General features: G+C 65.9%; 27 protein-coding genes. 14 read left to right on the forward strand and 13 right to left on the reverse strand.

All coding sequences use genetic code 11. The features are described from left to right. Positions 1-115 precede the first annotated feature (115 nt). The 4 genes from ACZ1A1_RS14790 to ACZ1A1_RS14805 all read left to right on the forward strand — a co-directional run bounded on the left by ACZ1A1_RS14790 (position 116) and on the right by ACZ1A1_RS14805 (position 2,652). Positions 116-625 carry a prolyl-tRNA synthetase associated domain-containing protein gene (locus tag ACZ1A1_RS14790; RefSeq protein ID WP_313194782.1) on the forward strand — a complete coding sequence of 170 codons (510 nt, stop codon included), beginning with the start codon at positions 116-118 and terminating at the stop codon, positions 623-625. Between the two features lie 58 nt (positions 626-683). Continuing rightward, complete coding sequence (gene trxA, locus ACZ1A1_RS14795) at positions 684-1,646, forward strand: thioredoxin (protein WP_463620497.1); 963 nt, start codon at positions 684-686, stop codon at positions 1,644-1,646. 127 nt (positions 1,647-1,773) lie between these two features. Next, complete coding sequence (locus tag ACZ1A1_RS14800) at positions 1,774-2,454, forward strand: LON peptidase substrate-binding domain-containing protein (RefSeq protein WP_463620498.1); 681 nt, start codon at positions 1,774-1,776, stop codon at positions 2,452-2,454. A gap of 9 nt (positions 2,455-2,463) precedes the next feature. Next, complete coding sequence (locus tag ACZ1A1_RS14805; RefSeq protein ID WP_313194785.1) at positions 2,464-2,652, forward strand: Trm112 family protein; 189 nt, start codon at positions 2,464-2,466, stop codon at positions 2,650-2,652. 163 nt (positions 2,653-2,815) lie between these two features. Here ACZ1A1_RS14805 and ACZ1A1_RS14810 read toward each other — a convergent pair whose 3' ends face one another. After that, the gene (locus tag ACZ1A1_RS14810; protein WP_463620638.1) at positions 2,816-4,036 is read right to left on the reverse strand and encodes a ubiquinone biosynthesis hydroxylase; all 1,221 of its coding nucleotides are present in this window, start codon (positions 4,034-4,036) and stop codon (positions 2,816-2,818) included. Between the two features lie 110 nt (positions 4,037-4,146). Between ACZ1A1_RS14810 and tesB the strand changes: the two genes are divergently transcribed. The 6 genes from tesB to ACZ1A1_RS14840 all read left to right on the forward strand — a co-directional run bounded on the left by tesB (position 4,147) and on the right by ACZ1A1_RS14840 (position 11,698). Beyond that, complete coding sequence (gene tesB / locus ACZ1A1_RS14815; RefSeq protein ID WP_463620499.1) at positions 4,147-5,031, forward strand: acyl-CoA thioesterase II; 885 nt, start codon at positions 4,147-4,149, stop codon at positions 5,029-5,031. A 208-nt stretch (positions 5,032-5,239) separates the two neighbouring features. Next, positions 5,240-5,590 carry a P-II family nitrogen regulator gene (locus ACZ1A1_RS14820; RefSeq protein ID WP_064331794.1) on the forward strand — a complete coding sequence of 117 codons (351 nt, stop codon included), beginning with the start codon at positions 5,240-5,242 and terminating at the stop codon, positions 5,588-5,590. 29 nt (positions 5,591-5,619) lie between these two features. Beyond that, entirely contained in the window at positions 5,620-6,981 is a 1,362-nt protein-coding gene (locus tag ACZ1A1_RS14825; protein ID WP_463620500.1) for an ammonium transporter, read from the forward strand. 238 nt (positions 6,982-7,219) lie between these two features. Beyond that, positions 7,220-9,892 (forward strand): FtsK/SpoIIIE family DNA translocase, encoded by a 2,673-nt coding sequence (locus tag ACZ1A1_RS14830; protein ID WP_463620501.1) that lies wholly within the window; start codon positions 7,220-7,222, stop codon positions 9,890-9,892. A 202-nt stretch (positions 9,893-10,094) separates the two neighbouring features. Beyond that, complete coding sequence (locus tag ACZ1A1_RS14835; RefSeq protein ID WP_415215170.1) at positions 10,095-10,754, forward strand: outer membrane lipoprotein carrier protein LolA; 660 nt, start codon at positions 10,095-10,097, stop codon at positions 10,752-10,754. Positions 10,755-10,891: 137 nt separating this feature from the next. Then, positions 10,892-11,698, forward strand: coding sequence for an exodeoxyribonuclease III (locus tag ACZ1A1_RS14840; RefSeq protein WP_463620502.1), 807 nt, complete (start codon positions 10,892-10,894; stop codon positions 11,696-11,698). 223 nt (positions 11,699-11,921) lie between these two features. Here ACZ1A1_RS14840 and ACZ1A1_RS14845 read toward each other — a convergent pair whose 3' ends face one another. Together ACZ1A1_RS14845 and ACZ1A1_RS14850 are read right to left on the reverse strand one after the other, a co-directional pair. Next, positions 11,922-12,377 (reverse strand): cyclic nucleotide-binding domain-containing protein, encoded by a 456-nt coding sequence (locus tag ACZ1A1_RS14845; protein ID WP_313194792.1) that lies wholly within the window; start codon positions 12,375-12,377, stop codon positions 11,922-11,924. A 19-nt stretch (positions 12,378-12,396) separates the two neighbouring features. Further along, positions 12,397-13,080 carry a response regulator transcription factor gene (locus tag ACZ1A1_RS14850; RefSeq protein WP_119257820.1) on the reverse strand — a complete coding sequence of 228 codons (684 nt, stop codon included), beginning with the start codon at positions 13,078-13,080 and terminating at the stop codon, positions 12,397-12,399. Positions 13,081-13,190: 110 nt separating this feature from the next. On the opposite strand from ACZ1A1_RS14850, the gene ACZ1A1_RS14855 reads away from it, so the two are divergent. Beyond that, entirely contained in the window at positions 13,191-13,736 is a 546-nt protein-coding gene (locus tag ACZ1A1_RS14855) for a L,D-transpeptidase family protein (protein WP_463620503.1), read from the forward strand. Positions 13,737-13,844: 108 nt separating this feature from the next. Continuing rightward, on the forward strand, positions 13,845-14,675 hold the full coding sequence (locus ACZ1A1_RS14860) for an aldo/keto reductase (protein ID WP_463620504.1): 831 nt from the start codon (positions 13,845-13,847) through the stop codon (positions 14,673-14,675). Between the two features lie 232 nt (positions 14,676-14,907). On the opposite strand, the gene ACZ1A1_RS14865 is transcribed toward ACZ1A1_RS14860, so the two are convergent. The 5 genes from ACZ1A1_RS14865 to rplS form a co-directional block, all read right to left on the reverse strand. Further along, positions 14,908-15,420 carry a SixA phosphatase family protein gene (locus ACZ1A1_RS14865; protein WP_463620505.1) on the reverse strand — a complete coding sequence of 171 codons (513 nt, stop codon included), beginning with the start codon at positions 15,418-15,420 and terminating at the stop codon, positions 14,908-14,910. 70 nt (positions 15,421-15,490) lie between these two features. After that, positions 15,491-16,900: a 3-isopropylmalate dehydratase large subunit gene (gene leuC, locus ACZ1A1_RS14870; protein ID WP_463620506.1), complete on the reverse strand. Its 1,410-nt coding sequence runs from the start codon at positions 16,898-16,900 to the stop codon at positions 15,491-15,493. A gap of 247 nt (positions 16,901-17,147) precedes the next feature. After that, the gene (locus tag ACZ1A1_RS14875; RefSeq protein ID WP_463620507.1) at positions 17,148-17,963 is read right to left on the reverse strand and encodes an amino acid ABC transporter permease; all 816 of its coding nucleotides are present in this window, start codon (positions 17,961-17,963) and stop codon (positions 17,148-17,150) included. A 9-nt stretch (positions 17,964-17,972) separates the two neighbouring features. Continuing rightward, complete coding sequence (locus ACZ1A1_RS14880; RefSeq protein ID WP_463620508.1) at positions 17,973-18,770, reverse strand: basic amino acid ABC transporter substrate-binding protein; 798 nt, start codon at positions 18,768-18,770, stop codon at positions 17,973-17,975. Between the two features lie 148 nt (positions 18,771-18,918). After that, positions 18,919-19,437: a 50S ribosomal protein L19 gene (rplS, locus tag ACZ1A1_RS14885; protein WP_203316797.1), complete on the reverse strand. Its 519-nt coding sequence runs from the start codon at positions 19,435-19,437 to the stop codon at positions 18,919-18,921. Between the two features lie 292 nt (positions 19,438-19,729). On the opposite strand from rplS, the gene ACZ1A1_RS14890 reads away from it, so the two are divergent. Continuing rightward, on the forward strand, positions 19,730-20,476 hold the full coding sequence (locus ACZ1A1_RS14890) for a sulfite exporter TauE/SafE family protein (protein WP_463620509.1): 747 nt from the start codon (positions 19,730-19,732) through the stop codon (positions 20,474-20,476). Here the strand turns inward: ACZ1A1_RS14890 and trmD are convergent. The 5 genes from trmD to ffh all read right to left on the reverse strand — a co-directional run bounded on the left by trmD (position 20,458) and on the right by ffh (position 24,115). Beyond that, positions 20,458-21,153, reverse strand: coding sequence for a tRNA (guanosine(37)-N1)-methyltransferase TrmD (trmD, locus tag ACZ1A1_RS14895; RefSeq protein WP_463620510.1), 696 nt, complete (start codon positions 21,151-21,153; stop codon positions 20,458-20,460). The genes ACZ1A1_RS14890 and trmD overlap by 19 nt on opposite strands. A 1-nt stretch (position 21,154) precedes the next feature. Further along, the gene (rimM, locus tag ACZ1A1_RS14900) at positions 21,155-21,730 is read right to left on the reverse strand and encodes a ribosome maturation factor RimM (RefSeq protein WP_203316795.1); all 576 of its coding nucleotides are present in this window, start codon (positions 21,728-21,730) and stop codon (positions 21,155-21,157) included. A gap of 112 nt (positions 21,731-21,842) precedes the next feature. Beyond that, entirely contained in the window at positions 21,843-22,208 is a 366-nt protein-coding gene (gene rpsP, locus ACZ1A1_RS14905; protein ID WP_415215160.1) for a 30S ribosomal protein S16, read from the reverse strand. Between the two features lie 31 nt (positions 22,209-22,239). After that, positions 22,240-22,560: a chorismate mutase gene (locus ACZ1A1_RS14910; RefSeq protein WP_203316793.1), complete on the reverse strand. Its 321-nt coding sequence runs from the start codon at positions 22,558-22,560 to the stop codon at positions 22,240-22,242. Positions 22,561-22,570: 10 nt separating this feature from the next. After that, positions 22,571-24,115: a signal recognition particle protein gene (gene ffh / locus ACZ1A1_RS14915; RefSeq protein ID WP_313194802.1), complete on the reverse strand. Its 1,545-nt coding sequence runs from the start codon at positions 24,113-24,115 to the stop codon at positions 22,571-22,573. Positions 24,116-24,432: 317 nt separating this feature from the next. Between ffh and ACZ1A1_RS14920 the strand changes: the two genes are divergently transcribed. Continuing rightward, a complete protein-coding gene (locus tag ACZ1A1_RS14920; protein WP_463620511.1) occupies positions 24,433-25,503 on the forward strand; it encodes an MBL fold metallo-hydrolase in 1,071 nt (356 codons plus the stop codon). Position 25,504 lies beyond the last annotated feature (1 nt).

The raw sequence follows: 25,504 nt of genomic DNA on the forward strand, positions 1-25,504 counted from the left end.
GTCGGAATTCGAAGAAAAAATTGCGGTCCCTTTCCGAGCCCCGGTTTTTCAGGTGGTTGCGCACGGGCGGTCGAAGCCCTATCAGCGGACGGGACCAACATGGCAGGAACAGGACATGAGCGAAGCGCAGCCGAAGACGGACAAGGATCTCTTTCAGTTTCTCGACGGGCTGGGCATCGCCCATACGACGAAGGAACATGCCCCTGTCTTCACCGTCGCCGAATCCGTCGCGCTGCGCGACGAGATCCCCGGCGGCCATACGAAGAACCTCTTCGTGAAGGACAAGAAGGACAATTACTTCCTGATGACCGTCGAGGAACATGCGACGGTGGACCTGAAGACCATCCATTCCGTGATCGGCGCGGCAAGCCGGGTCTCCTTCGGCAAGCCGGAGAAGCTGATGGAATATCTCGGCGTCATTCCCGGCGCCGTCACCGCCTTCGGCGTCTTCAACGACGCGGGGAAGAACGTGAAGATCATCATCGACGAGGACCTGATGGCCTTCGACACGATCAACTGCCACCCGCTGCGCAACGACGCCACCACCTCGATCGGCTCGAAGGACCTGCTGCGCTTCATCGAGGCGACGGGACACGAGCCGCTTGTCTTGAAAGTCACGGCCTGACATACGATTTTGGGCACAGACACGCGTTTGATGGCGCCATGCGCCACAGGAGAGACCCATGAGTGCAGGCGACAACCCCTATGCATCGTCCTATGGCGGACAGATGAACGTTTCGGCGAACTATGGCGGGGCGGCACCGGCGGATGACCTGATCAGGGACACGACGACGGCGAACTTCTCGCGCGACGTGTTGGAGGCTTCGCGCCATCAGCCGGTCCTCGTCGATTTCTGGGCGCCCTGGTGCGGCCCGTGCAAGCAGCTCCAGCCGCTCATCGAGAAGGTCGTGCGCGAGGGCGCCGGCCGGGTGAAGCTCGTCAAGCTCAACATCGACGACCATCCCTCCATTCCCGGCCAGCTCGGCATCCAGTCCATTCCCGCCGTCATCGCCTTCGTCGGCGGCCGGCCGGTGGACGGCTTCATGGGCGCGGTGCCGGAAAGCCAGATCCGCGAGTTCATCGACAAGGTGGCCGGCCCGGCCGGCGCGGACGAGAAGGCCGAGATCGAGGCAATGCTCGCGGAGGCCAGGACGCTGTTCGACGCGGGCGACCTTGCCGGCGCCGCCGATCTCTACGGCGCGCTGCTGCAGGCCGATCCGGAGAACGCCCCGGCGCTTGCCGGCATCGCCGAATGCATGATCGCCGTCGGCCAGCCGGACAATGCCCGCCAGGCGCTCGCCAACCTGCCGGAGGCACTTGCCGCCGACCCGGCCATCGCGGCGGTCGCCAGGAAGCTCGACCAGATCGAGGAGGCCCGCAAGCTCGGCGATCCGGCCGCGCTCGAACAGGCGCTTGCGCTGGACCCGGACGATCACGCCGCGCGGCTGAACCTTGCCAAGATCCGCAATGTGGAGGGCGACCGCCAGGCGGCGGCCGACCATCTCCTCCATATCATGAAGCGCGACCGCGCCTTCGAGGACGACGGCGCGCGCCGCGAGCTGCTGCAGTTCTTCGACGTCTGGGGTCCCAAGGACCCGGCGACGATCGCCGCCCGCCGCAAGCTGTCGTCGATCCTGTTCTCCTGAGCCTTTTTTCAGGGCCACGGGCGCGGCGTCCCTTGAGAAACGCCGCGCCTACCCCACATTCGGGAAAGGGCGCGCTGACGAGGGGCGGGAGATGTTTCGCCGCGCCGCGAATTGGGAAGGCAATGCCATGCAGGTGGGAAATGCGCGTTATCTGAAGCCGGAGGACCTGCCCGAGGCCATTCCCGTCTTTCCGCTGACGGGTGCGCTGCTCCTGCCCGGCGGCCAGCTACCGCTCAACATCTTCGAGCCGCGCTATCTTTCCATGTTCGACGATGCGCTGGCCTCGCACCGGCTGGTCGGCATGGTGCAGCCGGCCTTCGGCGAGCACCGCGCGGAAGAGCCGGCGGGCGAGATGCCCGCGCTCTGCCAGGTCGGCTGCCTCGGCCGCATCACCTCCTTCGCCGAGACCGGGGACGGGCGCTACATCGTCTCGCTCACCGGCATCTGCCGCTACCGGTTGCTGGAGGAGGTGCGGAGCGGCAAGTCCTATCGCAGCTTCCGCATCGCCCCCTTCATCACCGACCTTTCGGCCGGCGACGACGAACAGAGCGTCGACCGCGAGGCGCTGCTTTCCGCCTTCAAGGCCTATCTCGACGCCAACAAGCTGGAGGCGGACTGGGAGAGCGTGGAGCGCGCCAGCAACATGACGCTGGTCAACTCCATGGCGATGATGTCGCCCTACGGCCCGGCGGAAAAACAGGCATTGCTGGAGGCGCCGGACCTCAAGACGCGGGCGGAAACGCTGATCGCGATCACCGAGATCGTCTTGGCGCGCAGCTATGGCGACGTCGATACGCGGTTGCAATAGGACCCGCCCATGGATGCCAGTACCAGCCGCGTCGATCCGAAACTGCTCGAACTCCTCGTCTGTCCGCTGACCAAGGGGCGGCTGACCTATGACGCAAAATCCGGCGAGCTCGTCTCCGAAAAGGCGAGGCTCGCCTACCCGATCCGCGACGGGATTCCGATCATGCTGATCTCGGAGGCGCGGGAGATCAAGGACTGAGGCGGGGCACGCTCTCGCCTCGCCATACACTCACAAACCGCTCATTCGTCATCCTAGGGTCAAGTCCGAGGATGACGTCGTTGGGTGGGGCGCCGGTGCGAGCACGGCGCAATACAGGGCGCGCCGGCCTTCTCGGAGGGCAGGCCCCTGCGGCTGACGCCTGTCAGATCGGCTGTCCCACCAGCATGCGCGGATGGTTTCCGCCCGTGGTGCCCTCGGCCTGGCGGATGAAGAAGGATTTGAGGCCGGGCAGGCGGTCGACGACGCCGAGGCCGACGTCGCGCAGCACGCGCAGCGGCGTCACGTCGTTGGAGAAGAGGCGGTTGAGGACGTCGGTGGTCATGCCCATGCGCACCGTGTCGAAGCGGCGCCAGGTCTCGTAACGCTCCAGCACCGAGACGGCCCCGATATCGAGGCCGAGGCGGTCGGCTTCCACGATGGTCTCGGCCAGCGCCGCCACATCCTTGAAGCCGAGATTGAGGCCCTGGCCGGAAATCGGGTGGATGCCGTGCGCGGCGTCGCCCGCAAGGGCAAAGCGCGGAGCGACGAAGGCGCGGGCGAGCGTCAGGCCGAGCGGGAAGGCGCGGCGGCCGTCGACGACCTTCAACGCGCCGAGCTTGTGGCCGAAGCGGCGCTCCAGCTCCTCCTCGAAGACGAGGTCGTCGCTCTCTACGAGGCGGCGTGCGTCTTCCGTGCGCTCGGTCCAGACCAGCGAGGAGCGGTTGCCGGTAAGCGGCAGGGTGGCGAAGGGACCGGCGGGCAGGAAGTGCTCCTCCGCCGTGCCCTCGTGCGGGCGCTCGTGCTGGACGGTGGTGACGATGCCGGACTGGCCATAGTCGAAGCGCACCGTCTTGATACCGGCCATGTCGCGCAGTTTCGAGCGCACGCCGTCGCAGGCGACGAGGAGGCGCGTCGAACGTTCCGTGCCGTCGGAGAGGCTGACGGTCGTGGCATGCTGGCCGGTGGAAAAGCCCTCCACCGAGGTGGACCAGCGGATCGTGACGCCAAGCGCTTCCGCCTGCTTGAGCAGGCCGGCGGTGATGGCGCGGTTCGGCACCATATGGGCGAAGGGCTGGCCGTCATCGCCGGATCCGGCGCCCTCGAAGGTGAGGAAGACGGGGCGGACGGGATCGGCCGTGCGCGAATCGGTGATGACCATGCGGCGGATCGGCTCGGCCTCGGGCTCGATCCCGTTCCAGATGCCGAGCACGTCGAGGAGGTTGCGCGCGGCGGCGACGATGGCGAAGGCGCGCTCGTCCTTGCGCCAGGCATGGTCCGGCGCGCCGTCCACCACCTCGACGGCGAGGTGCGGCGCGGCCTTCTTGACGGCGACGGCCAGCGACAGGCCGACATAGCCGCCGCCGGCGACGAGGACGTCGAGCATCTGGGCTTCGGGCATGGCGGTCTCCACGGCGCTTGAGGTCTTTCCTTCCCCTATATAGAGGAGGAGGAAACGCTTTCCTACCTCGGGTCCAAGAGAGGAACCACGTCCAAATGTCGCGCCAGACCGCCAATCCCGCCATGGATGCCCTTCTCGAAACGCTCGACCTCGAGCGGCTGGAAACCCGCCTCTTCCGCGGCCAGAGCCCGCAGGTCGGCTGGCAGCGGGTGTTCGGCGGGCAGGTGGTCGGCCAGGCGCTCGTCGCCGCCACGCGCACGGTGGAGGAGGAGAACCGCTTCGTGCATTCGCTGCACGCCTATTTCGTGCGGCCGGGCGATCCCTCCATCCCGATCATCTACGACGTGGAGAATATCCGCGACGGCGGCTCCTTCGCCACGCGCCGCGTCGTCGCCATCCAGCACGACCGGCCGATCTATTTCATGACCGCCTCCTTCCAGGACGACGAGGACGGCTTCGAGCACCAGACGGCGATGCCCGACGTGCCGCCGCCGGAAAAGCTCATCGGCGAGGCGGAGCTGAAGGCGAAGTTCATGGCCGCCGCCCCGCCGCATATCCGCGCCTACTGGGAGCGCCCGCGCCCCATCGAGCTGCGCCCGGTCTCGCTCGCGCACTACCTTTCCTCGCAGAAGCTGGACCCGCACCAGAATATCTGGGTGCGCACCACCGGCCCCGTGCCCGCCGACCGCCGCCTGCAGGCGGCGGTGCTCGCCTATCTCTCCGACATGACGCTGCTCGACACCTCGCTCTTCGCCCACGGCACCTCGGTGCTCGACCGCTCGCTGCAGGTGGCGAGCCTCGACCATGCCATGTGGTTCCATCGCCCGCCGGTCCTCGACGACTGGCTGCTCTACAGCCAGGACAGCCCCTCGGCCTTCGGCGGGCGCGGCATGACGCGCGGCGCGATCTACACCCGCTCCGGCACCCTCATTGCCTCCGTCGCCCAGGAAGGGCTGATTCGGAAAAAGGCAACTGAATAAATTTTACGCACTATTTCATTGACGACTATTTTTTAGGCATATGCGGCGGCGATTTTTTGCGCTGCAGCATGCTCGTCATTTTTATTGCTTTTATTTCAAAGAATTAGCCAAGGCATTCGAATCTGGCACGCCCCTTGAATGTGTATCTCCAGTCGTTGCGCTGTCAACGGCCAACGAGATGGCCCCGGCTGGGGGACAAGCACGAAGGATGGGAAACCAGATGAAAATCGTAATGGCCATTATCAAGCCGTTCAAACTCGACGAGGTGCGCGAAGCCCTCACCGCCGTCGGCATCCAGGGCCTGACCGTGACCGAGGTGAAGGGTTACGGCCGCCAGAAGGGGCATACGGAAATCTATCGCGGCACCGAATATGCCGTCAGCTTCCTGCCAAAACTGAAGATCGAGATCGCCGTGCCGGGCGACGTCGTCGACAAGGCCGTCGAGGCGATCGCGTCGGCCGCCAAGACCGGCCAGATCGGGGACGGCAAGATCTTCGTCTACTCGATCGACCATGCCGTGCGCATCCGCACCGGCGAAACCGATTCCGAAGCCCTTTAAGCAAACGGCCTGTCAGGGAGCATTCTTAAATGTCGTCCAATTCCATTATCAACACACTTACCCGCGTCGGCATCGCCGCGACCGGCCTTTTGGCACCGGTGGCGGCCTTTGCCCAGGAAGCAACGGAAACGGCAACCGAGGCGGCACCGGCCGCAGCCGAGGCCGCGATCAATTCCGGCGATACCGCCTGGATGCTGACATCCACCGTCCTCGTGCTCTTCATGATCCTGCCGGGCCTCGCCCTGTTCTACGGCGGCCTCGTGCGCAGCAAGAACATGCTGTCCGTCCTCATGCAGTGCCTCGTCGTCTCCGCCGCGATCATGATCGTCTGGGTCGTCTACGGCTACAGCCTCGCCTTCTCCAACGGCGGCGGCCTCAACACCTTCGTCGGCGGCTTCGAAAAGCTGTTCCTTGCCGGCGTGACGCCCGACAGCGTCTCCGGCTCCATCCCGGAATACGTCTTCATCGCCTTCCAGATGACCTTCGCCTGCATCACGCCGGCGCTGATCGTCGGCGCCTTCGCCGAGCGCATCAAGTTCTCGGCCGTCGTGCTCTTCTGCATCCTCTGGGTCACCTTCGTCTACTTCCCGATGGCCCACATGGTCTGGTCGGGTGACGGCGCGCTGATGTGGGACTGGGGTGCGATCGACTTTGCAGGCGGCACCGTGGTTCACATCAATGCCGGTGTGGCCGGTCTCGTCGGCGCGCTCATGGTCGGCAAGCGCACGGGCTTCGGCAAGGACATGATGGCCCCGCACTCCATGACGCTCACCATGGTCGGCGCGTCCATGCTGTGGGTCGGCTGGTACGGCTTCAACGCAGGTTCGGCCGCCGCCGCCAACGGCGTGGCCGGTCTCGCCATGATCAACACCTTCACCGCAACGGCCGGCGCGGTCGTCGCCTGGTGCGTCATCGAAACCGTCGCCCGCGGCAAGGCCTCCATGCTGGGCGCGGCCTCCGGCGTCATTGCCGGCCTCGTAGCCGTCACACCGGCAGCCGGCGCCGTCGGCCCGGTCGGCGCGATCGTCCTCGGCGCGATCGCCTCGGGCCTGTGCTACTTCTTCGTCTCCGTCGTGAAGAACAAGTTCGGCTATGACGACACCGCGGACGTCTTCGGCGTGCACGGCGTCGGCGGCATTGTCGGCGCCATCGGCTCAGGCATCTTCGCCGCGACCTCGCTGGGCGGCGTCGGCTATGCCGAAGGCATCACGATGGGCGCCCAGGTCTGGATCCAGATCAAGTCGGTCATCGTCACCATCCTGTGGTGCGGCATCGGCTCGGCGATCCTCTACAAGATCGTCGACATGATCGTCGGCCTGCGCGTGGCCGTCGAAGCCGAGCGCGAGGGTCTCGACCTCTCGTCCCACGGCGAAGCGGCCTACCATTCGTAAGCATTTCGCGGCGGCCCGCCCGGCCGCCGCACAACAACCCGTCGCGGATATGGCTTGCCATATCCGCCCCTGGCCCGGACTTCGGTCCGGGCCTTTTTCGTTTACGCCGCGGAAACCATGATGCGGCACCGCATGGTTAACATGCCATTAAACCTTCCTTCGTAGGGTTCGCAGTCAGGCACTTCCGCGAATCATGCGGATCGCCGCGATTTTCCTTGTGTGGGCACAGGCTGGAACCATGAGCAGAAGCATTTCGGCAGGACTGGACAACCGTCACGACCGTTTCGTTCTGTCGGCATTCGTCTTGCGGCAGATACAGGTCCTCGCCGGGCTCGGCATCTTCGCCGGCCTCGCGCTCGCAATCGCCGCGCTATCCACCTGGAACGTCTCCGATCCCAGCCTCTCCTATGCCTCGGGGGGTGAGCCGAAGAACATCCTCGGCTATCCCGGCGCCGTCTTCGCCGATCTCTTCATGCAGTTCTTCGGCCTTGCCAGCGTCATCGCGCTGCTGCCGGTCGTCGCCTGGGGGCTGGCGATGGTGAGCGGCCGGCGCTTCCACCGCATTCCCCAGCGCGCGGTCGCCTGGCTCGGCGGCGCGATCCTCGCCTCCGCCGCGCTCGCCTGCGTGCCGGGCCCGGTGACCTGGCCGCTGCCGACCGGCCTCGGCGGCGTCTTCGGCGACATGATCCTGCGCTTCCCCGCCCTCTTCACCGGCGCCTATCCCACCGGCATGTTCGCGACCGTCATCGGCTGCATCATCGCGGTTCCCGCCGTCTGGCTGATGGTGTTCAGCGCCGGCCTCGTCGGTGCCGCCCCGGCCGACGACGAGGACGACTTCACGCCGGTGCAGGCCCAGAGCCGCGCCCGCGCCGTCGCCGAGGAAGACGACGAGGACGAGGAGCGCGAAGGCCCGCTCACGGTGCTTGCCGGCGCGATGACCCATGCCTGGTACACCGGGCAGGCGCGCGTTCGCCGCATCTTCGGCCTCTCCAGCCAGCGCCGCAAGGCGCGCGGCATCGAGCAGCCCTACGATTTCAACGAGGACGAGTTCGGCACGCTGAACGAGCCGGTGCGCGCCCGCGCCGCGAGCCGCACCGCCGAGCGCGTCGAACCCTCCATGGACGGCCGCCGCGCCGTCGCCGCGCCGTCGATCTCGCTCGACGACGACGACCTGCCCTTCGACATGGACGACGAGCCGCTCTCCCGTCCGAGCGGCATCCTGCCGGACGAGGACGCCGACGACATCGCCGCCGACTGGGCGCCGCGCCGCGCGCCGGCCCGCGAGGCGCCGCCCGTCCCCGGCGCCCGTGTCGTCGCCCCCGCCGCAAGGCCGAAGCCCGGCCAGCGTGTCGACCGCGAGGCGCAGACCTCCTTCGTCGGCCCGGACGGCTTCCAGCTTCCGCCGATCCACCTGCTCGCCGAGCCGAAGGGCCAGGTGCGCGACGCGACGCTTTCCGCCGACGCACTGGAGCAGAACGCCCGCATGCTGGAAGGCGTGCTGGAGGATTTCGGCGTCAAGGGCGAGATCATCCATGTGCGCCCCGGCCCGGTCGTCACGCTCTACGAGCTGGAGCCGGCGCCCGGCATCAAATCCTCCCGCGTCATCGGCCTTGCCGACGACATCGCCCGCTCGATGAGCGCGATCGCCGCCCGCGTCGCCGTCGTGCCGGGCCGCAATGCCATCGGCATCGAATTGCCGAACCAGAGCCGCGAGACCGTCTTCCTGCGCGAGCTCATCGCCAGCCGCGATTTCGAGACCTCGAAGGCCCGCCTCGCCATGGCGCTCGGCAAGACGATCGGCGGCGAGCCGGTCATCACCGACATCGCCAAGATGCCGCACCTCCTCGTTGCCGGCACCACCGGCTCGGGCAAGTCGGTCGCCATCAACACCATGATCCTCTCGCTGCTCTACCGCCTGAAGCCGGAACAGTGCCGCCTGATCATGATCGACCCGAAGATGCTGGAACTCTCCGTCTATGACGGCATCCCGCATCTCCTCTCCCCCGTCGTCACCGATCCGAAGAAGGCCGTCGTCGCCCTCAAGTGGACGGTGCGCGAGATGGAGGAGCGCTACAAGAAGATGTCGAAGATCGGCGTGCGCAACATCGACGGCTTCAACAGCCGCGTCGAGCAGGCGCTCGCCAAGGGCGAGACGATCACCCGCACCGTGCAGACCGGCTTCGACCGCCAGACCGGCGAGGCGATCTACGAGACGGAGGAATTCGACCTCCAGCCGATGCCCTATATCGTCGTCATCATCGACGAGATGGCCGACCTGATGATGGTCGCCGGCAAGGACATCGAGGGCGCCGTGCAGCGGCTCGCCCAGATGGCGCGCGCCGCCGGCATCCACGTCATCATGGCGACGCAGCGTCCGTCCGTCGACGTCATCACCGGCACGATCAAGGCGAACTTCCCGACGCGCATCTCCTTCCAGGTGACCTCGAAGATCGACAGCCGCACCATCCTCGGCGAGCAGGGCGCCGAACAGCTCCTCGGCATGGGCGACATGCTCTACATGGCCGGCGGCGGGCGCATCCAGCGCGTGCACGGGCCCTTCGTCTCCGACCACGAGGTCGAGGCCGTCGTCGCCCATCTGAAGACGCAAGGGGCGCCGCAATATCTCGACGCCATCACCGAGGACGACGACGAGGACGGCGAGGGCGGCCATGGCCCGGCCGGCACCGCGAACCTCGACGATTCGGACGATCCCTACGACCAGGCGGTGGCCGTGGTGCTGCGCGACGGCAAGGCCTCCACCTCCTATATCCAGCGCCGCCTCGGCATCGGCTACAACCGCGCCGCCTCGCTGATCGAGCGCATGGAGAAGGAGGGCCTGATCGGCCCCGCCAACCACGCCGGCAAGCGCGAGATCCTCGTGCCGACGGAAGACGAAATTTCGGGACGATGACCGGGAACGCAGGGCCTTCCGCAGCGTTTGAACCGGCACGTCTCGCGTTGAGCAATTCCGGCAAGAGTGCGTAGCAACCTTGCGGGAAAACGGAAAGAAGAGGGCATTTTCGCGTTTCGGGGAAAAGCGGAAATGCTCTTCGGGCCAGTGCCATTATGGCGCCGCGTTTGGCTCGCATGACAGACGCATGAAGGAGACCGACATGATCCGATCCGCAAACGGTCGCGCGACCGCCTCCATGACCCGCCGCGGCTTCACCAGCCTCGTGGCCCTCACGCTCGCGGCCGGCCTTTCGGTGCTTTCGCCAGCGCCCGCCTCCGCACAGGCGAGCGGCACCGCGCAAAAGATCGCCGATCACTTCGCCTCGGTAAAGACGATGATGGGAGAATTCGTGCAGTTCGGCCCGCGCGGCGAGCAGACCGGCGGCAAGTTCTATATCGACCGTCCCGGCAAGATCCGCTTCAACTACGAGGATCCCTCGCCGATGCGCGTGATCGCCGACGGCAAGTCGGTCGTCATCGGCAACCGCAAGCTCAAGACCTGGGACATCTACCCGCTCTCCAAGACGCCGCTGAACCTCCTGCTCGGCAACAAGATCGACCTTTCCACCAAGATGGTGCGCGGCGTGAAGGAAGAGGCGGACCTGACGACCATCATCCTCGGCGACAAGAGCATGTTCGGCGATTCGACCATCACCATGATGTTCGATCCGAAGACCTACGACCTGCGCCAGTGGACGATCACCGACGCGCAGGGCAAGGATACCTCCGTGATGATCTTCAACGTCAAGACCGGCGTGCCGCTCGACGACAAGGTCTTCGCCATCCCCTATGAGGAAATCCGCAACCGCGGCGCCCGGTAGTTCCGGCGCGCCTGCGTCCGGGATCGCTCATTTTTCGCGTGCCGTTGCCGCAAAACGGCTGCACAGAACCGCGCGACGTGCTTTAAGACACCCCGACCGGCCCGCCTGACGGGCCGAACGATTTTCCGGGGGCCGGCATGACACTTTCGATCGCGACATGGAACATCAACTCGGTGCGGCTGCGCATGCCGCTCGTCGAGCATTTCCTCAAGACCTATTCGCCTGACGTCCTGTGCCTGCAGGAGACGAAGTGCCCGAACGACCAGTTCCCTTCCAAGCCGCTGAAGGCGCTCGGCTACGAGCATATCGTCATGCATGGCCAGAAGGGCTATCACGGCGTCGCCACGGTCTCCCGCCTGCCGCTGACCGAGCTGGTCGAGCGGCGCGACTATTGCGGCGTCGGCGATGCGCGACATGTCTCGGTGGTCTTCCACCACCGCGGCAAGTCGATCCGCCTGCACAATTTCTATGTGCCGGCCGGCGGTGACGAGCCGGATCGCACGATCAACCCGAAATTCGGCCACAAGCTCGATTTCATCGAGGAGATGAAGCTGCTGCATGCGGAGGCGGAGGCCGGCATCTCCTCCATCCTCGTCGGCGACCTCAACATCGCGCCGCTGGAGCATGACGTCTGGTCGCACAAGCAGCTCCTGAAGATCGTCAGCCACACACCCGTCGAGACCGAAGGCCTGATTGACGTGATGACCAAGGGCGCCTGGGTGGACCTGATGCGCCGCAAGGTGCCGGCGGAGGAGAAGCTCTATACGTGGTGGAGCTACCGCTCGGCCGACTGGCAGGCCGCCAACAAGGGCCGCCGCCTCGACCATATCTGGTCCTCCGCCGACCTCGATCCGCACCTCACCGGCATTTCGGTGATCCGCGAGGCCCGCGGCTGGGAACGGCCGTCCGACCATGTGCCGGTCATCGCGGAATTCGATTTCTGAGGGGGGCTTGCGGGAGGTTTTCGCGCCAGCGTCTTCGGATAAGGAGATCGCCGCGGATGCCGCCCCTCATCCGGCCTGCCGGCCACCTTCTCCTTGGCTGCGGGGAGAAGGAGATATGACGCGCCGGTTTCCCGAATCTCGAATATCGCGTGGGGCAAGTCCCCTCTCCCCGCTTGCGGGGAGAGGGTGAGGGTGAGGGGCCAATCCAGCCCGCTACGGAGCCTCAGGCAAACCGCCCCGCCAGCCCCCGCATCCGGGTGATCATCGCCGCAAGGTTTTCGCGGATGCGCGCATCGACCAGCACGGCGACGTCCGGATATTCCTCCAGCATGCGGCGGAAGAGCGGGCGGTTGATGCGGATGACCTCGCTGTCCTCCAGCGCCACCGCCGTATATTTCCGCTCGACGGCGGAGATCATCGCAAGCTCGGAGAGCAGCGTGCCGGCCGTGGCCGTGCCCTCCTCGCGCGTCGTGCCGTCGCGAAGCGTCGCGGTCAACAGGAACGACCCGTCGGCGACGACGAAGCCGCAGTCGGCGGACGTCCCCTCGCGAAACAGCGTCTGCCCCTCCACCAGCCGCCGGCGCTCGGCGCCGAAGGCCATCAGCCGCAGCTTGTCGTCGGAAAGGCCGGCGAAGAGCGGCACGCGGGAGAGAAGAGCGATGTCGTCGCTGAGAGCCACGTCGGGCGCTCCTTACTGATTACGGTACGATCTTGTACCCGCCGTTCTCTGTCACGAGAATCTCCGCATTGGAAGGGTCCCGCTCGATCTTCTGGCGAAGACGGTAGACATGGGTTTCCAGCGTATGGGTCGTTACGCCGGAATTGTAACCCCAGACCTCTTCGAGAAGCACGTCGCGTGTCACCACCTTCTGGTCGGCGCGGTAGAGATAGCGGATGATCGCCGCCTCCTTCTCGGTAAGGCGGATCTTCTGGCCGTTTTCCAGCGTCAGCAGTTTCTGGCCGGGCTTGAACGTATAGGGGCCGACGGTGAAGGTGGCGTCCTCGCTGCTCTCGTGCTGGCGAAGCTGCGCGCGGATACGCGCGAGCAGCACGGCGAAGCGGAAGGGCTTCGTCACATAGTCATTGGCGCCGGCTTCCAGGCCGAGAATCGTGTCCGAATCGGTATCGTGGCCCGTCAGCATGATGATCGGCGCCTTGAAGCCGCCCTTGCGCAAGAGCTTCACCGCCTCGCGGCCGTCCATGTCGGGCAGGCCGACATCCATGATGAGGAGGTCGATCTGGTTGCTGCGCGCCGTCTGGATGCCCTTGCCGGCGGTCGTTTCCTCGAGCGTCGCGAATTCCTCGTAGAGCGAAAGCTGCTCGACGAGCGTCTCGCGAAGGTCGTTGTCGTCGTCGACAAGAAGGATGGTGCGGGATGTCATGCTTTACCTCTCGGCATTCCTCTGGAAAGTAAGGGAACTGGCGCTTTTGGCAAGCCCGCCTGTGGCTTAGCCGATCAGGTTGCCGCATGGCGCGAATATGGCGGACGGAAATGAACCGGATCACATCTCCTGAACATTGCGTGAAGACGATCCTCGTGCGCCCCGCGCCGGGCAGCAAGACCCGTGCCATCGTGCAAGTGGGACCGCTGCGCATTCCCGCCGCCATCGGCCGCTCGGGCCGCACGAGCCGCAAGCGAGAGGGAGATGGCGCGACCCCCATCGCGGCGATGCCGCTCCTTTCCGGCTTTACGCGCGGCGACCGCCTGTCCCTGCCGAAAACCGCGCTTCCGATGAAGCGCATCCGCCCGTCCATGCTCTGGTGCGATGAACCGAAGCATCCGAGCTACAACAGGCCTGTCGACGCGCCCTTCAGGCAGAGCCACGAGGAACTGGCGCGCAAGGACGAACTCTACGACATCTGCCTCGTGCTCGACTGGAACGTGACCGCGCGCAGGCGCAATGCCGGCTCCGCGATCTTCTTCCACCTCATCCGCCCCGGCTACGAGCCGACGGCGGGATGCGTCGCCATCGCCCGGCGCGACATGCTGCGCATCCTTCCCTATCTCCGGCGCGGAACCGTCCTCCGTGTTCTTTGAAATGACGTATGGCGCGCCTATATCAGCCTCGACCGTCGCCGGGCTGCAAGGCGCCACGGGAAGCCCTTCGGGTTCAAGCACGCCATCCCTTTTCATGGAGACATTCTGATGAGCGAACAACCGACAATCCTGTTTCACGACGGCAACAGCATTCCCCAGGTCGGCCTCGGCGTCTGGCAGACCCCGAACGAGACGGCCGTGACCGCCGTCAAGGCGGCGCTCGCCACCGGCTACCGCCATGTCGACACGGCGGCGATCTACGAGAACGAGGAAGGCGTCGGCGAGGGCATCCGCGCCTCCGGCGTCGCCCGCTCCGAAATCTTCCTCACGACGAAGCTCTGGAATTCCGATCAGGGTTACGACGCAACGCTGAAGGCCTTCGATGCCAGCCTCAAGCGCCTCGGCACCGACTATGTCGACCTCTACCTCATCCACTGGCCGGCGCCGAAGCGCGACCAGTATGTGGCAACCTGGAAGGCCTTCATCCAGCTCCAGAAGGAAGGCCGCGCCCGCTCCATCGGCGTCTCCAACTTCTATCCCGAGCACCTTCAGCGCCTGATCGACGAAACGGGCGTGACCCCCGTCATCAACCAGATCGAGCTGCATCCGGACTTCCCGCAGAAGGAGGCCCGCGCCTATCACGACAAGCACCGCATCGTCACCCAGTCCTGGAGCCCGCTCGGCCAGGGCACGCTGCTGGAAAACCCGGTCGTCGCCAGGGTCGCGGCAAAACACGCCCGCACGCCCGCGCAGGTCATCACCCGCTGGCACATCGACAACGGGCTGGTGGTCATCCCGAAATCGGTGACGCCCTCGCGCATCGCGGAGAACTTCAAGGTCTTCGACTTCAAGCTCGACGACGAGGACATGGCAACCTTCGCGACGCTGGAAAAGGACGGCAGGCGCATCGGGCCGGACCCGATGACGGCGACGTTCTGAGGCGGCAAAAGGAGAGACCTTGGCCACCCTTCAGACTGCTGACAAAGTGGAAAAACTCTCTTCCGTCATGCTCGGGCCTGTCCCGAGCATCTGCAACGTCTCGATTTTTCAATGCGTTGGCGGATCCTCGGCACAAGGCCGAGGATGACGGCGGCGGGTGACGCGAGGTTTGTAAACAAGCTGAAGGCGGCCTTGGCCAATCTTTCCATCATGTCTGAGACGGCCGTGTCTCTTACGGGAGCGTCTTCGGCGTGATGAAGGATTCGAGGCGGCCCTTGCCGGGTCCGGCTTCGACCCAGCGCTCGATGTCCAGTGCAATCACGGCAAGACCAGCCGTTGGGAATTTCATCATTAGCCGGCTAATCGCATCGGCATCCCCGAAAGGCGCAAGCAGCCTCGCGAGTTCTTCGAAGCCGGGATTGTGGCCGATGACGAGCAGCCGTTCGCTTTCCGCCGATGCGTCATGGATCGCCGCGAGGATGGCCTCGGGCTCGGCCTCGTAGATCGACGGCACCGTGCGGGCGGGGCATGGCTTCGCGAGCACCGGTTCCACCAGCGCCCATGTCTCCTGCGTGCGCCGTGCGGAGGAGATCAACGCGAAATCCGGCTGGAGGCCCGTTGCGGCCATGTAGGCGCCCATGCGGGGAGCGTCGCGGCGGCCGCGGTCGGCGAGGGGGCGGTCGTGGTCGGGGATGCCGTCCGGCCAGGCGGACTTGGCGTGGCGGAGCAGGAGAAGCTGCTTCATGGGGAAACTCCTAAAACGAAGAGGCCGGGAGCAAGCTCCCGGCCTCTTATCATGTCGGCGGGCGTCCGGCTTACTGCCAGTCGCGGATATCCACGAAATGACCGGCAATGGCGGCGGCGGCGGCCATGGCGGGGGAGACGAGGTGCGTGCGGCCCTTGAAGCCCTGGCGGCCCTCGAAGTTGCGGTTCGAGGTGGAGGCGCAGCGCTCGCCCGGCTTCAGGCGGTCGTCGTTCATGGCAAGGCACATGGAGCAGCCCGGCTCGCGCCAGTCGAAGCCGGCTTCCTTGAAGATCCTGTCGAGGCCTTCCCGCTCGGCCTGCTCCTTCACGAGGCCGGAGCCCGGGACGATCATGGCGTTGACGGTGGAGGCAACCTTTTTGCCCTCGACGACGGCGGCAACGGCGCGCAGGTCCTCGATGCGGCCGTTGGTGCACGAGCCGATGAAGACGCGGTCGATGGCGATGTCGGTGATCTTGGTGCCCGGCTTCAGGCCCATGTAATCAAGGGCGCGCCACTTGGACGACCGCTTGGTCTCGTCCTCGATATCGTCCGGGTTCGGCACGACGCCCTCAACGGAGACGACGTCTTCCGGCGAGGAGCCCCAGGAGACGATCGGCGGCAGGTTGGCGGCATCCAGCACGACGACGCGGTCGAAATGCGCACCGTCTTCAGTGTAGAGCGTCTTCCAGTATTCGAGCGCCATTTCCAGCGCCTTGCCCTTCGGCGCGCGCGGCTTGTCCTTGATGTATTCGAAGGTCGTCTCGTCGGGGGCGATGAGGCCGGCGCGGGCGCCGCCTTCGATCGTCATGTTGCAGATCGTCATGCGGCCTTCCATCGACAGCGAGCGGATGGCTTCGCCGGCGAACTCGATGACGTGGCCGGTGCCGCCGGCCGTACCGATCTCGCCGATGATGGCGAGGATGATGTCCTTGGCCGTCACGCCTTCGGGAAGCTTCCCGTCGACGCGCACCAGCATGTTCTTCGCCTTCTTCTGGATCAGCGTCTGGGTGGCGAGGACATGTTCCACCTCGGACGTGCCGATGCCGTGCGCCAGCGCGCCGAAGGCGCCGTGCGTGGAGGTGTGGCTGTCGCCGCAGACGATGGTCATGCCGGGCAGGGTAAAGCCCTGCTCGGGGCCGACGATGTGCACGATGCCCTGGCGGACATCCTTTTCCGAATAATATTCGACGCCGAATTCCGCGGCGTTGTTGGCGAGCGCCTCGACCTGGATGCGGCTTTCCTCGTTCTTGATGCCCTGGTGGCGATCCGGCGAGGTGGGGACGTTATGGTCGACGACGGCGAGCGTCTTCTCCGGCGCGCGGACCTTGCGGCCGGCCATGCGCAGGCCCTCGAAAGCCTGGGGAGACGTCACTTCGTGAACGAGGTGACGGTCGATGTAGAGAAGACAGGTGCCGTCTTCCTGGCGGCTGACGATGTGGTCGTCGAAAATCTTGTCGTAGAGGGTACGGGGTGCGCTCATGGCTCTTCATCCGCTGGCATGTTGAAGGGGTCTGGAAGTCCGCAGCGCGTGGCTGGCGGGATCGCGTGTATTCAGAACAGGCGATCAGGATAGGCGGCTGATGAGCGCCCCGAACACACGCGCAAAGAAGCGTGCCGGCAGGCGCTTGTGATCCTGCAGCACGACGACATGCTTTTCCGTGCATCCGAACTTGGATTCCATGAACCCGCATATAGCGATTTTTGCGCCTTTCGGCAATTGCGAAGAATCAAGGCGCGATGCCGCGCCGCAGCCGCTTTTCCAGCGCCCGGAGCGCCAGCGAAAGGCCGATGGTCAGGAAGAGATAGACATAGGCGACGATGGAGTAGGTTTCGAAGAAGCGGAAGGAGCCGGAGGCGTAGACCTTGCCCATCTGCGTGATGTCGGCGACGCCGAGCACGGAGACGAGCGACGAGTCCTTCACCATCGCCACGAAGTCATTGCCGAGCGGCGGAAGGATGACGCGGATCGCCTGCGGGAAGACGACGAGGCGGAAGCGCTGGAAGCGCGAGAGGCCGAGGGCCTTGGCCGCCTCGACCTGCCCCTTGTCCACCGACTGGATGCCCGCGCGGAAAACCTCGGCGATGAAGGCGGAATAGCCGATCATCAGCGCGATGATCGCCCGCCACATCAGGGAAAGGTCGCGGACCTGCACGGGTTCCATGAAGCCGGCGGAAACCAGCGGACCGACGATGAAATTGATGATCGCCACGAGCGCCGGGGCGCCGACGAAGGCGATATAGAAGAGGAGGACGAGGATCGGCACGCCACGGATCACCTCCGTGTAGAAGCGCGCGACCTGGCGCAGCACCTTGCTTTCGGAGAGCGCCATCAGCGCGACGCCGAGCCCGAGCAGGGTGGCAAGCAGGAAGGCGACGAGGGTCACGAAGATCGTGACCCACAATCCCTTCAGCACGACGCCGAAGACCTGGCGGTAGAGATCGTTCGCGACGATGACGCCGGCAAGCGCCAGCGCGATTGCAGCGAGCGCGACCAGCCACCAGGGATAGTCGCCCTTCGCCGCACCGGGGGAAACGGGAGCCATGGCCGCCCGTTACTCTCCCATCTTGTAGTCGAGGAACCACTTCTTATCGAGCGCGTTCAGCGTACCGTCGGCCTTCAGCGCGGCGATCGCCGCATTGACCGGGGCGACGAGGTCGGAGCCCTTCGGGAAGATGAAGCCGAAATCCTCCGTGCCGAGCGGTTCACCGACCACCTTGAGCTTGCCGCCCGAGGCATCGACATAGCCCTTGGCCGCGACGCTGTCGGTCAGGACGAGGTCGACGTCGCCGGCCTGCAATGCCTGCACTGTCGCGCCGAAGGTCTCGAACAGCTTGATGCGCGGGTTCTGCTCGTTGCCGTCGAGGATCTCGTAGACGGCGGTGTAGAAGGGCGAGGTGCCGGGCTGGGCGGCGATCAGGCCGTCCTTGAGGGCGGCGAAGCTCTTGGCATCGGAAAAGCGGCTCTCGTCGGCGCGCACCAGCATGAACTGCTGCGAGCGCATGTAGGGATCGGAGAAGTCGACCTTCTCCTTGCGGTCGTCCTTGATGGTGATGCCGGTCATGCCGATATTGTACTGGTTGTCGGAGACGGCCTGGATCATCGCGTCCCAGGAGGTGTTCTGGTACTCGACCTTGAAATTGAGGCGCTTGGCGATCTCGTTCATCGCGTCATATTCCCAGCCGATCTGCTCGCCGCTCTTGGGATCGACGAACTGCAGCGGCGGATAGGCGTTTTCCGTGACGACCACGACGGTCTTGCCGCCGAGGTCGGGAAGGTCCGAGGCAAAGGCGATGGCGGGCATGAGGGCGGCGGCGGCAAGGCCTGCAAGAACGGCGCGGCGGGAAAACATCGAAATATGCTCCTGGATTGTGGCGGCGAAACACTGTCACAGGTGCAGGGCGGCAGGCAAGCATGCCGCTTGCGCGCAAAGGCTTTTCCGTAAAACAAAAAGCCGCCGGCAGGCGCCGACGGCTTTCATGATGTCATGCGCTGCCGGATTATTCGGCTGCGGCTTCCGCAGCCTTTGCGGCTTCGGCGGCTTCAGCGGCGGCCTTCTCGGCGGCGAGCGCCTGGGCGGCTGCGACCTTCTCGGCTTCCAGACGTGCCTTCTCCTCGGCGATTGCCTGGCGCTCGGCATCGTTCAGCTTGCGGGCGCGCGTGCCGGTGTTCTCGACGATACGGGCCGACTTGCCGCGACGATCGCGCAGGTAGTAGAGCTTGGCGCGACGGACCTTGCCGCGGCGCACGACGTCGACGCTTTCGACGAGCGGCGAGTAGATCGGGAAGACGCGCTCGACGCCTTCGCCGTAGGAAATCTTGCGAACGGTGAAGCTCTCGTTGATGCCGCCGCCGGAACGGGCGATGCAGACGCCTTCATAGGCCTGCACGCGGGTACGGGTGCCTTCCGTGACGCGCACGTTGACGCGGACGGTGTCGCCCGGGGAGAATTCCGGGAGCTGACGCTTGGCTTCGATCTTCGCGGCCTGTTCGGCTTCGAGCTGCTGGATGATGTTCATCGGTCTAACCTTCGGTTCTTCTGAAACAGCCAGAGCGCTCGACGGTGGCCTTCGAGGTCAATGCCTCTCGGGTTGGTCCGTTGCCGGACGGAGCGGATTCGCCATTCTTTGCTTGCAGGTCGGCTGGGTAATCCCAAATCCGTGCGGGCCAATACACCAAACGGGGCGGCTTGTCATCCCCTGCGGCCAAAGAATCGACGGCACCGCCGCCGGCCCTTGCCCGCCCTCCGGCACGACGCTATCACCCTTTCGGGGAGGAGAGCGCGGCCCTGGCGGCGCTCCGGGGAGCATCATGACCTTTGCCGACGCCATCTTTCTGTTCGTTGCCGGCTTTCTGTCCGGCGTCGTCAACGCCATTGCCGGCGGCGGCACCTTCCTCACCTTCGGCGCGATGACGATGCTCGGCCTGCCGCCCATCCTCGCCAACGCGACCTCCGCCATCACGCAGTTTCCCGGCTATATCACCTCCTCGCTCGCCTATGCCCGCGAAATCCGCGCCGACTGGAAGGAGGCGGTCCAGCTCGGGGCGCTCTCGCTGGTCGGCGGCCTCGGCGGAGCGCTGCTGCTGCTCTCGCTCTCCAACCAGTCCTTCCGGGCACTGGTACCGTGGCTGTTGCTGGCAGCGACCGCCGTCTTCGCCGCGGGGCCCTATCTCAAGCCGAAGACCCTTAGCCCGGAAAAGCCCGTCACGCCGCTCGGGCTGTTCGGCCAGTTCGTCACCTCGATCTATGGCGGCTTCTTCGGCGCGGGCATGGGCATCATGACGCTCGCCGTGCTCGGGCTGACCAAGGGTGGCGACTATCACCGGCTGAATGCGCTGAAGAATTTCCTCGCCGTGGTGATCGCGGTCATGGCCATCGTCGTCTTCGCCAGCGGCAAGGTGATCGGCTGGCCGCAGGCCGCCGTCATGGTGCCGGCGGCGGGCCTCGGCGGCTGGTCCGGCGTCTGGGCGGCGCGGCGCGTGCCCCAGCCGGTGATCCGCGCGCTGGTTATCGCCGTCGGCCTTGCCCTGACCGCCTATTACTTCCTGACGGGTTGATCGGAGAGAAGATCCGGCCGGCGCTCGCGCGTCAGTGTCTCGGCCTCCTCGCGGCGCCATCTGTCGATGGCCGCGTGGTTGCCGGAGGTCAGCACGCCGGGAATCTCCATGCCTTCGAAGACCTGCGGGCGCGTATAGTGCGGGTGCTCCAGCAGCCCGCCCTCGAAGCTCTCGTACTCACCGGACAGCGCATTGCCCATGACGCCGGGCAGGATGCGCACGACGGCGTCGATGAGGATCATCGCCGCCGGCTCGCCGCCGGAGAGGATATAGTCGCCGATGGAGACCTCCTCGAGCTGCCGCCCGTCGATGACGCGCTGGTCGACGCCCTCGAAGCGGCCGCAGACGATGATCGCGCCCTCGCCGGCCGCAAGTTCGCGCACGCGCTTCTGCGTCAGCGGCTTGCCACGCGGGCTCATCAGCAGGCGCGGGCGGTCGTCGCCCGCGGAGGCATGGTCGATGGCTTTGGCCAGCACGTCCGGCTTCAGCACCATGCCCGCCCCGCCGCCGGCCGGCGTGTCGTCGACGGTGCGGTGGCGATCGGTGGTGAAGTCGCGGATCTGCACGCAGTCGAGCGACCAGTCGCCACGCGCCAGCGCCTTGCCGGAGAGGGACTGGCCGAGAAAGCCCGGAAACATCTCCGGATAGAGCGTCAGGACGGTGGCGCGGAAAGCCACGTCACTCTCCCTCGCCCTGCGGCGGGCGGCGACGCCGGCTGCCGGGACCTTCGTTGCCCTCGTCCTCAAGGCCGGCGGCGACGGCGTCGATCAAGAGGCGTCCGCCTTCGACGTCGATCTCCAGCACGGCGGCCTCGGAGAAGGGAATGAGCACGGGACGCTTGCCCGGCCCCTTGAGTTCGAGCAGGTCTCCCGCGCCGAAATCGAAGATGCCGGTGACGGTGCCGTGGCTGCGGCCGGCCGTATCGACGGCCTCCAGCCCTTCGAGGTCGGCATAGAAGAACTCGTCCTCGTCCAGCTCCTCGTCCGGCAGGTTGTCGCGCTCGATATAGAGGTCGAGGCCGTTCAGCGCCTCGGCGGCGTTGCGGTCGTTGATGCCGCGGAAGCGCACGACGACGACGTTCTTCGCCTCGCGCACCTCCAGCACCTCGAAGGACCGGCCGTCCTCGGTGTGCAGATGCCCGTAATCGCCGATGGCGGTCGGGTCGATGGTGTAGGATTTCACGCGGACCTCGCCGCGCAGGCCCTGCGCCGCGCCGACGCTGCCCATGAGGACGGGATTTTCCAGTTTCGCCATGGTTCGGTTCCGTGTGGTCTTGCAAAGCCTCTTACGACGTTCGCGCCGGTGGGCCAAACGAAAACGGGCGGCATGAAGCACGCCGCCCGTCTCCATAAAAAGTCGCGGCAGATTATTCGCCGGCAGCGGCAGCAGCGGCGTCTTCTTCCTTCTGCTTCTTCTCGGCGGCGCGCTCGAGAGCCTTCTTGCCCGGCTTTGCCTTGTCCGGGTTGTTGCGGGCTTCGCGCTTCAGGACGCCGGCTTCGTCGAGGAAGCGGGCAACGCGGTCGGTCGGCTGGGCGCCCTTGGCGAGCCATTCCTTGGCGCGGTCGGCGTCGATCTGGACGCGGTTGGCGTCGTCCTTGCCGAGCATCGGGTTCCAGGCGCCGAGCTTCTCCAGGAAGCGGCCGTCACGCGGCGAGCGGGCGTCGGCGACGACGATCTGGTAGTAGGGGCGCTTCTTGGAACCGCCGCGGGCGAGACGAATCTTCAGGGACATGTCATTTCTCCTTGGGTAGATGGGCCGCTTTTCAAGCGGTGTGGTTTGCGCCGCCATGTTCGGCGGCAATGGCTTCATGATGCCGGATCACCTCGCGGATGATGAAGTTCAGGAACTTCTCCGCGAAATCCGGATCCAGATTGGCATCCTTCGCCAGGCGGCGAAGGCGTTCGATCTGGTATTCTTCGCGCGCCGGATCGGCCGGCGGCAGTTCATGCGTCGCCTTCAAGACGCCCACCGCCTTGGTGCAGCGGAAGCGCTCGGCAAGCATATGGACAAGGGCAGCGTCGATATTGTCGATCGACTGCCGGTATTCCCCCAGTTGCTGCCTGACCTTCGGATCGATCGTCATGCGGCGTTCCTCACTTCTTCTTCGGCAGGCCGGGCAGGCCCGGAAGGCCGCCGCCGAGACCGGGCAGGCGAAGACCGCCGCTGCCGCCGAGGCCCGGCAGGCTGCCCGGCTTGATACCGGCCGCTTCCGCCTGCTTGGCGAGCGCCTCGAGCTGCTTGGGGTCCATGCTGGAAAGATCGGGCATGCCGCCGCCAAGGCCGCCGAGGCCCATCTTGCCGGCAAGGCCGCCCATCATCTGCTTCATCATGCCGCCCTTCTTGCCGCCCATCATCTTCATCATGTCCGCCATCTGGCGGTGCATCTTGAGAAGCTTGTTGATGTCGGCCGCATCGGTGCCGGAGCCGGCGGCGATGCGCTTCTTGCGGGAATGCTTGAGCATGTCCGGATTGGCGCGCTCGGCCTTGGTCATCGAGTTGATGATGGCGATCTGGCGGCCGAAGAGCTTGTCGTCGAGGCCGGCGGCGGACATCTTGTCCTTCATGCCGGCCATGCCGGGCATCATGCCCATGATGCCGCCCATGCCGCCCATCTTCTGCATCTGGCGAAGCTGGTCGGCGAGGTCGTTGAGGTCGAACTTGCCCTTGGCCATCTTGGCGGCCATGGCGGCCGCCTTCTCGGCGTCGATGTTCTCCGCCGCCTTCTCGACGAGCGAGACGATGTCGCCCATGCCGAGGATGCGGTCCGCGACGCGGCGGGGATGGAATTCCTCCAGCTCGCCCATCTTCTCGCCGACGCCGATCAGCTTGATCGGCTTGCCGGTGACGGCGCGCATGGAAAGGGCCGCACCGCCGCGGCCGTCGCCGTCCATGCGGGTCAAGACGAGGCCGGTGATGCCGACGCGGTCGTCGAAATTGCGGGCGAGGTTGACGGCGTCCTGGCCGGTCAGCGCGTCGGCGACGAGCAGGATCTCGTGCGGATCGGACTTCCGCTTGATCTCCGCCATCTCGATCATCAGCGGCTCGTCGATATGGGTGCGGCCAGCGGTGTCGAGGATGACGACGTCATGGCCGCCGAGCTTTGCGGCCTGCACGGCGCGGGCGGCGATATCGGTCGGCGACTGGCCGGCGATGACCGGCAGCGTATCGATGCCGGTCTGCACGCCGAGCTGGCGAAGCTGCTCCTGCGCGGCCGGGCGGCGCGTGTCGAGCGAGGCCATCAGGACCTTTTTCTTCTCGCGCGTCTTCAGCCGGTTGGCGATCTTGCCGGACGTCGTGGTCTTGCCCGAACCCTGCAGGCCCACCATCATGATGACGACGGGGGCAGCGGCGTTGAGGTCGATGGAAACGCCCTCGGAGCCGAGCATGGATACCAGCTCGTCATGGACGAGCTTGACGACCATCTGGCCGGGCTTGATGGACTTCAGGATTTCCGCGCCGACGGCTTTTTCGCGCACCGCATCCGTGAAGGAGCGCACCACTTCCAGCGCCACGTCCGCTTCCAGCAGCGCACGGCGGACCTCGCGCAGCGCCGCCGAGACATCGGCCTCGGAAAGCGCGCCACGGCCTGTCAGTCCATTCAGAATGGAGCCAAGGCGGTCCTGGAGTGTTTCAAACATCACGTCTTCCTTCTTGTTTCCGCGTCACGCGGAAACGTCGGTGCAATCGGCGTCAAAAACAAGACACAAAGCCAAAAAGCACCCGAGGGCGCATCGCGCTGTCGGGTGTTGACCTCCGGGATCTGTTTATACCGCAATGGGTCCCGGTCGGCGGCTTCAAGCAGTCTCACTTGTCGCAGATGCGCGGCTTAAACAGCAAAGGGGCCGGAAAGTCAAGGACGGCCGCACATCCCGTGCGGCATAACATTTCCGCGAAGTCGCGGTCGTGCATTGCAGCGGAACGGTGCGCAGCTTATCTTTTGTCAATGAACCGTCGAATGTTTCTCAAATGGTCGGGCCTCGGCGCGCTTGCGACGCTTGCGGGCGGCACCTTCGCGAGCCGCAGCCTCGCGGCGAACCGGTACTATGAGGGGCCGGTCAGCGACCATTTCGACGGCATGCATTTCTTCAATCCGGGCGGGGAGGAGCCGAACGGCTTCTTCGAGCTCGTGCGCTGGCAGCTCGGCGGCGGCCGCGCCGCCTGGCCGGCCGACTGGCCGAGCCCGTTCCCGTCCGCCATGCCGGAGGCGCGCGTTACGGGCGATCGGCTCGTCGTGACCATGGCGGGGCATGCCGCGCTGCTCATCCAGACCGCGGGCCTCAACATCCTGACCGATCCCGTCTGGAGCGAGAGGGCGAGCCCCCTCAGCTATGCCGGCCCGAAGCGCGTCAACCCGCCGGGCATCGCCCTTGCCGACCTGCCGACAATCGACCTCGTGCTCGTCACGCACAACCATTACGACCATCTCGACCTTGCGACCCTCAAGGCGCTCGCCGCGCGGGACGGCTGCCGGATCGTCACGCCGCTCGGCAACGACCGGATCATCGCGCCGGCCGTCGGCGCGGGCCGGGTCTCGTCCATGGACTGGGGCGGCGCGTTGACGGTGGCGGAAGGCGTGACGCTGCATTGCGAGCCCTGCCATCACTGGTCGGCGCGGGGCCTCGGCGACCGCCGCAAGGCGCTCTGGGCGGCGTTCCTGATCGAAACGCCGGGCGGCAGGATCTACCATATCGGCGACACCGGCTTTCACGAGGGCATAAACTACCGGGCGATCCGCGAGAAGCACGGTGCGATCCGCCTCGCCAACCTGCCCTTCGGCGCCTACGAGCCGCGGTGGTTCATGCGCCCGCAGCACCAGAACCCGGAGGAGGCGGTGCGGGGCATGGTCGCCTGCGGCGCGGCCTATGTCGCCGGCCACCACTGGGGCACGTTCCGCCTGACCAACGAGGGCGTGGACGAGCCGCTCGCCGCGCTGGGGACGGCGCTCGATGCGGCTGGCATCGCCCGCGCGCGCTTCCGCGCGCTGAGGCCGGGTGAAATCTTCGAGGTTCCCACTGCCGCCGTCTGAG

The organism is Shinella sp. R2-11 (assembly GCF_055330205.1).

Coding starts and splice junctions, on each gene's coding strand:
- ACZ1A1_RS14820 (WP_064331794.1), top strand. CDS start 5,240: ATGGGAAACCAGATGAAAATCGTAATGGCCATTATCAAGCCGTTCAAA.
- ACZ1A1_RS14860 (WP_463620504.1), top strand. CDS start 13,845: ATGAGCGAACAACCGACAATCCTGTTTCACGACGGCAACAGCATTCCC.
- ACZ1A1_RS14920 (WP_463620511.1), top strand. CDS start 24,433: ATGTTTCTCAAATGGTCGGGCCTCGGCGCGCTTGCGACGCTTGCGGGC.
- rimM (WP_203316795.1), bottom strand. CDS start 21,730: ATGGCGAAACTGGAAAATCCCGTCCTCATGGGCAGCGTCGGCGCGGCG.
- ACZ1A1_RS14790 (WP_313194782.1), top strand. CDS start 116: ATGAGCGAAGCGCAGCCGAAGACGGACAAGGATCTCTTTCAGTTTCTC.
- ACZ1A1_RS14890 (WP_463620509.1), top strand. CDS start 19,730: ATGACCTTTGCCGACGCCATCTTTCTGTTCGTTGCCGGCTTTCTGTCC.
- ACZ1A1_RS14830 (WP_463620501.1), top strand. CDS start 7,220: ATGAGCAGAAGCATTTCGGCAGGACTGGACAACCGTCACGACCGTTTC.
- ACZ1A1_RS14805 (WP_313194785.1), top strand. CDS start 2,464: ATGGATGCCAGTACCAGCCGCGTCGATCCGAAACTGCTCGAACTCCTC.
- ACZ1A1_RS14840 (WP_463620502.1), top strand. CDS start 10,892: ATGACACTTTCGATCGCGACATGGAACATCAACTCGGTGCGGCTGCGC.
- ACZ1A1_RS14810 (WP_463620638.1), bottom strand. CDS start 4,036: ATGCTCGACGTCCTCGTCGCCGGCGGCGGCTATGTCGGCCTGTCGCTG.
- ACZ1A1_RS14825 (WP_463620500.1), top strand. CDS start 5,620: ATGTCGTCCAATTCCATTATCAACACACTTACCCGCGTCGGCATCGCC.
- ACZ1A1_RS14910 (WP_203316793.1), bottom strand. CDS start 22,560: ATGACGATCGATCCGAAGGTCAGGCAGCAACTGGGGGAATACCGGCAG.
- rplS (WP_203316797.1), bottom strand. CDS start 19,437: ATGAACATCATCCAGCAGCTCGAAGCCGAACAGGCCGCGAAGATCGAA.
- ACZ1A1_RS14855 (WP_463620503.1), top strand. CDS start 13,191: ATGAACCGGATCACATCTCCTGAACATTGCGTGAAGACGATCCTCGTG.
- rpsP (WP_415215160.1), bottom strand. CDS start 22,208: ATGTCCCTGAAGATTCGTCTCGCCCGCGGCGGTTCCAAGAAGCGCCCC.
- ffh (WP_313194802.1), bottom strand. CDS start 24,115: ATGTTTGAAACACTCCAGGACCGCCTTGGCTCCATTCTGAATGGACTG.
- tesB (WP_463620499.1), top strand. CDS start 4,147: ATGTCGCGCCAGACCGCCAATCCCGCCATGGATGCCCTTCTCGAAACG.
- ACZ1A1_RS14800 (WP_463620498.1), top strand. CDS start 1,774: ATGCAGGTGGGAAATGCGCGTTATCTGAAGCCGGAGGACCTGCCCGAG.
- ACZ1A1_RS14835 (WP_415215170.1), top strand. CDS start 10,095: ATGATCCGATCCGCAAACGGTCGCGCGACCGCCTCCATGACCCGCCGC.
- trxA (WP_463620497.1), top strand. CDS start 684: ATGAGTGCAGGCGACAACCCCTATGCATCGTCCTATGGCGGACAGATG.
- ACZ1A1_RS14850 (WP_119257820.1), bottom strand. CDS start 13,080: ATGACATCCCGCACCATCCTTCTTGTCGACGACGACAACGACCTTCGC.
- leuC (WP_463620506.1), bottom strand. CDS start 16,900: ATGAGCGCACCCCGTACCCTCTACGACAAGATTTTCGACGACCACATC.
- ACZ1A1_RS14875 (WP_463620507.1), bottom strand. CDS start 17,963: ATGGCTCCCGTTTCCCCCGGTGCGGCGAAGGGCGACTATCCCTGGTGG.
- ACZ1A1_RS14865 (WP_463620505.1), bottom strand. CDS start 15,420: ATGAAGCAGCTTCTCCTGCTCCGCCACGCCAAGTCCGCCTGGCCGGAC.
- ACZ1A1_RS14880 (WP_463620508.1), bottom strand. CDS start 18,770: ATGTTTTCCCGCCGCGCCGTTCTTGCAGGCCTTGCCGCCGCCGCCCTC.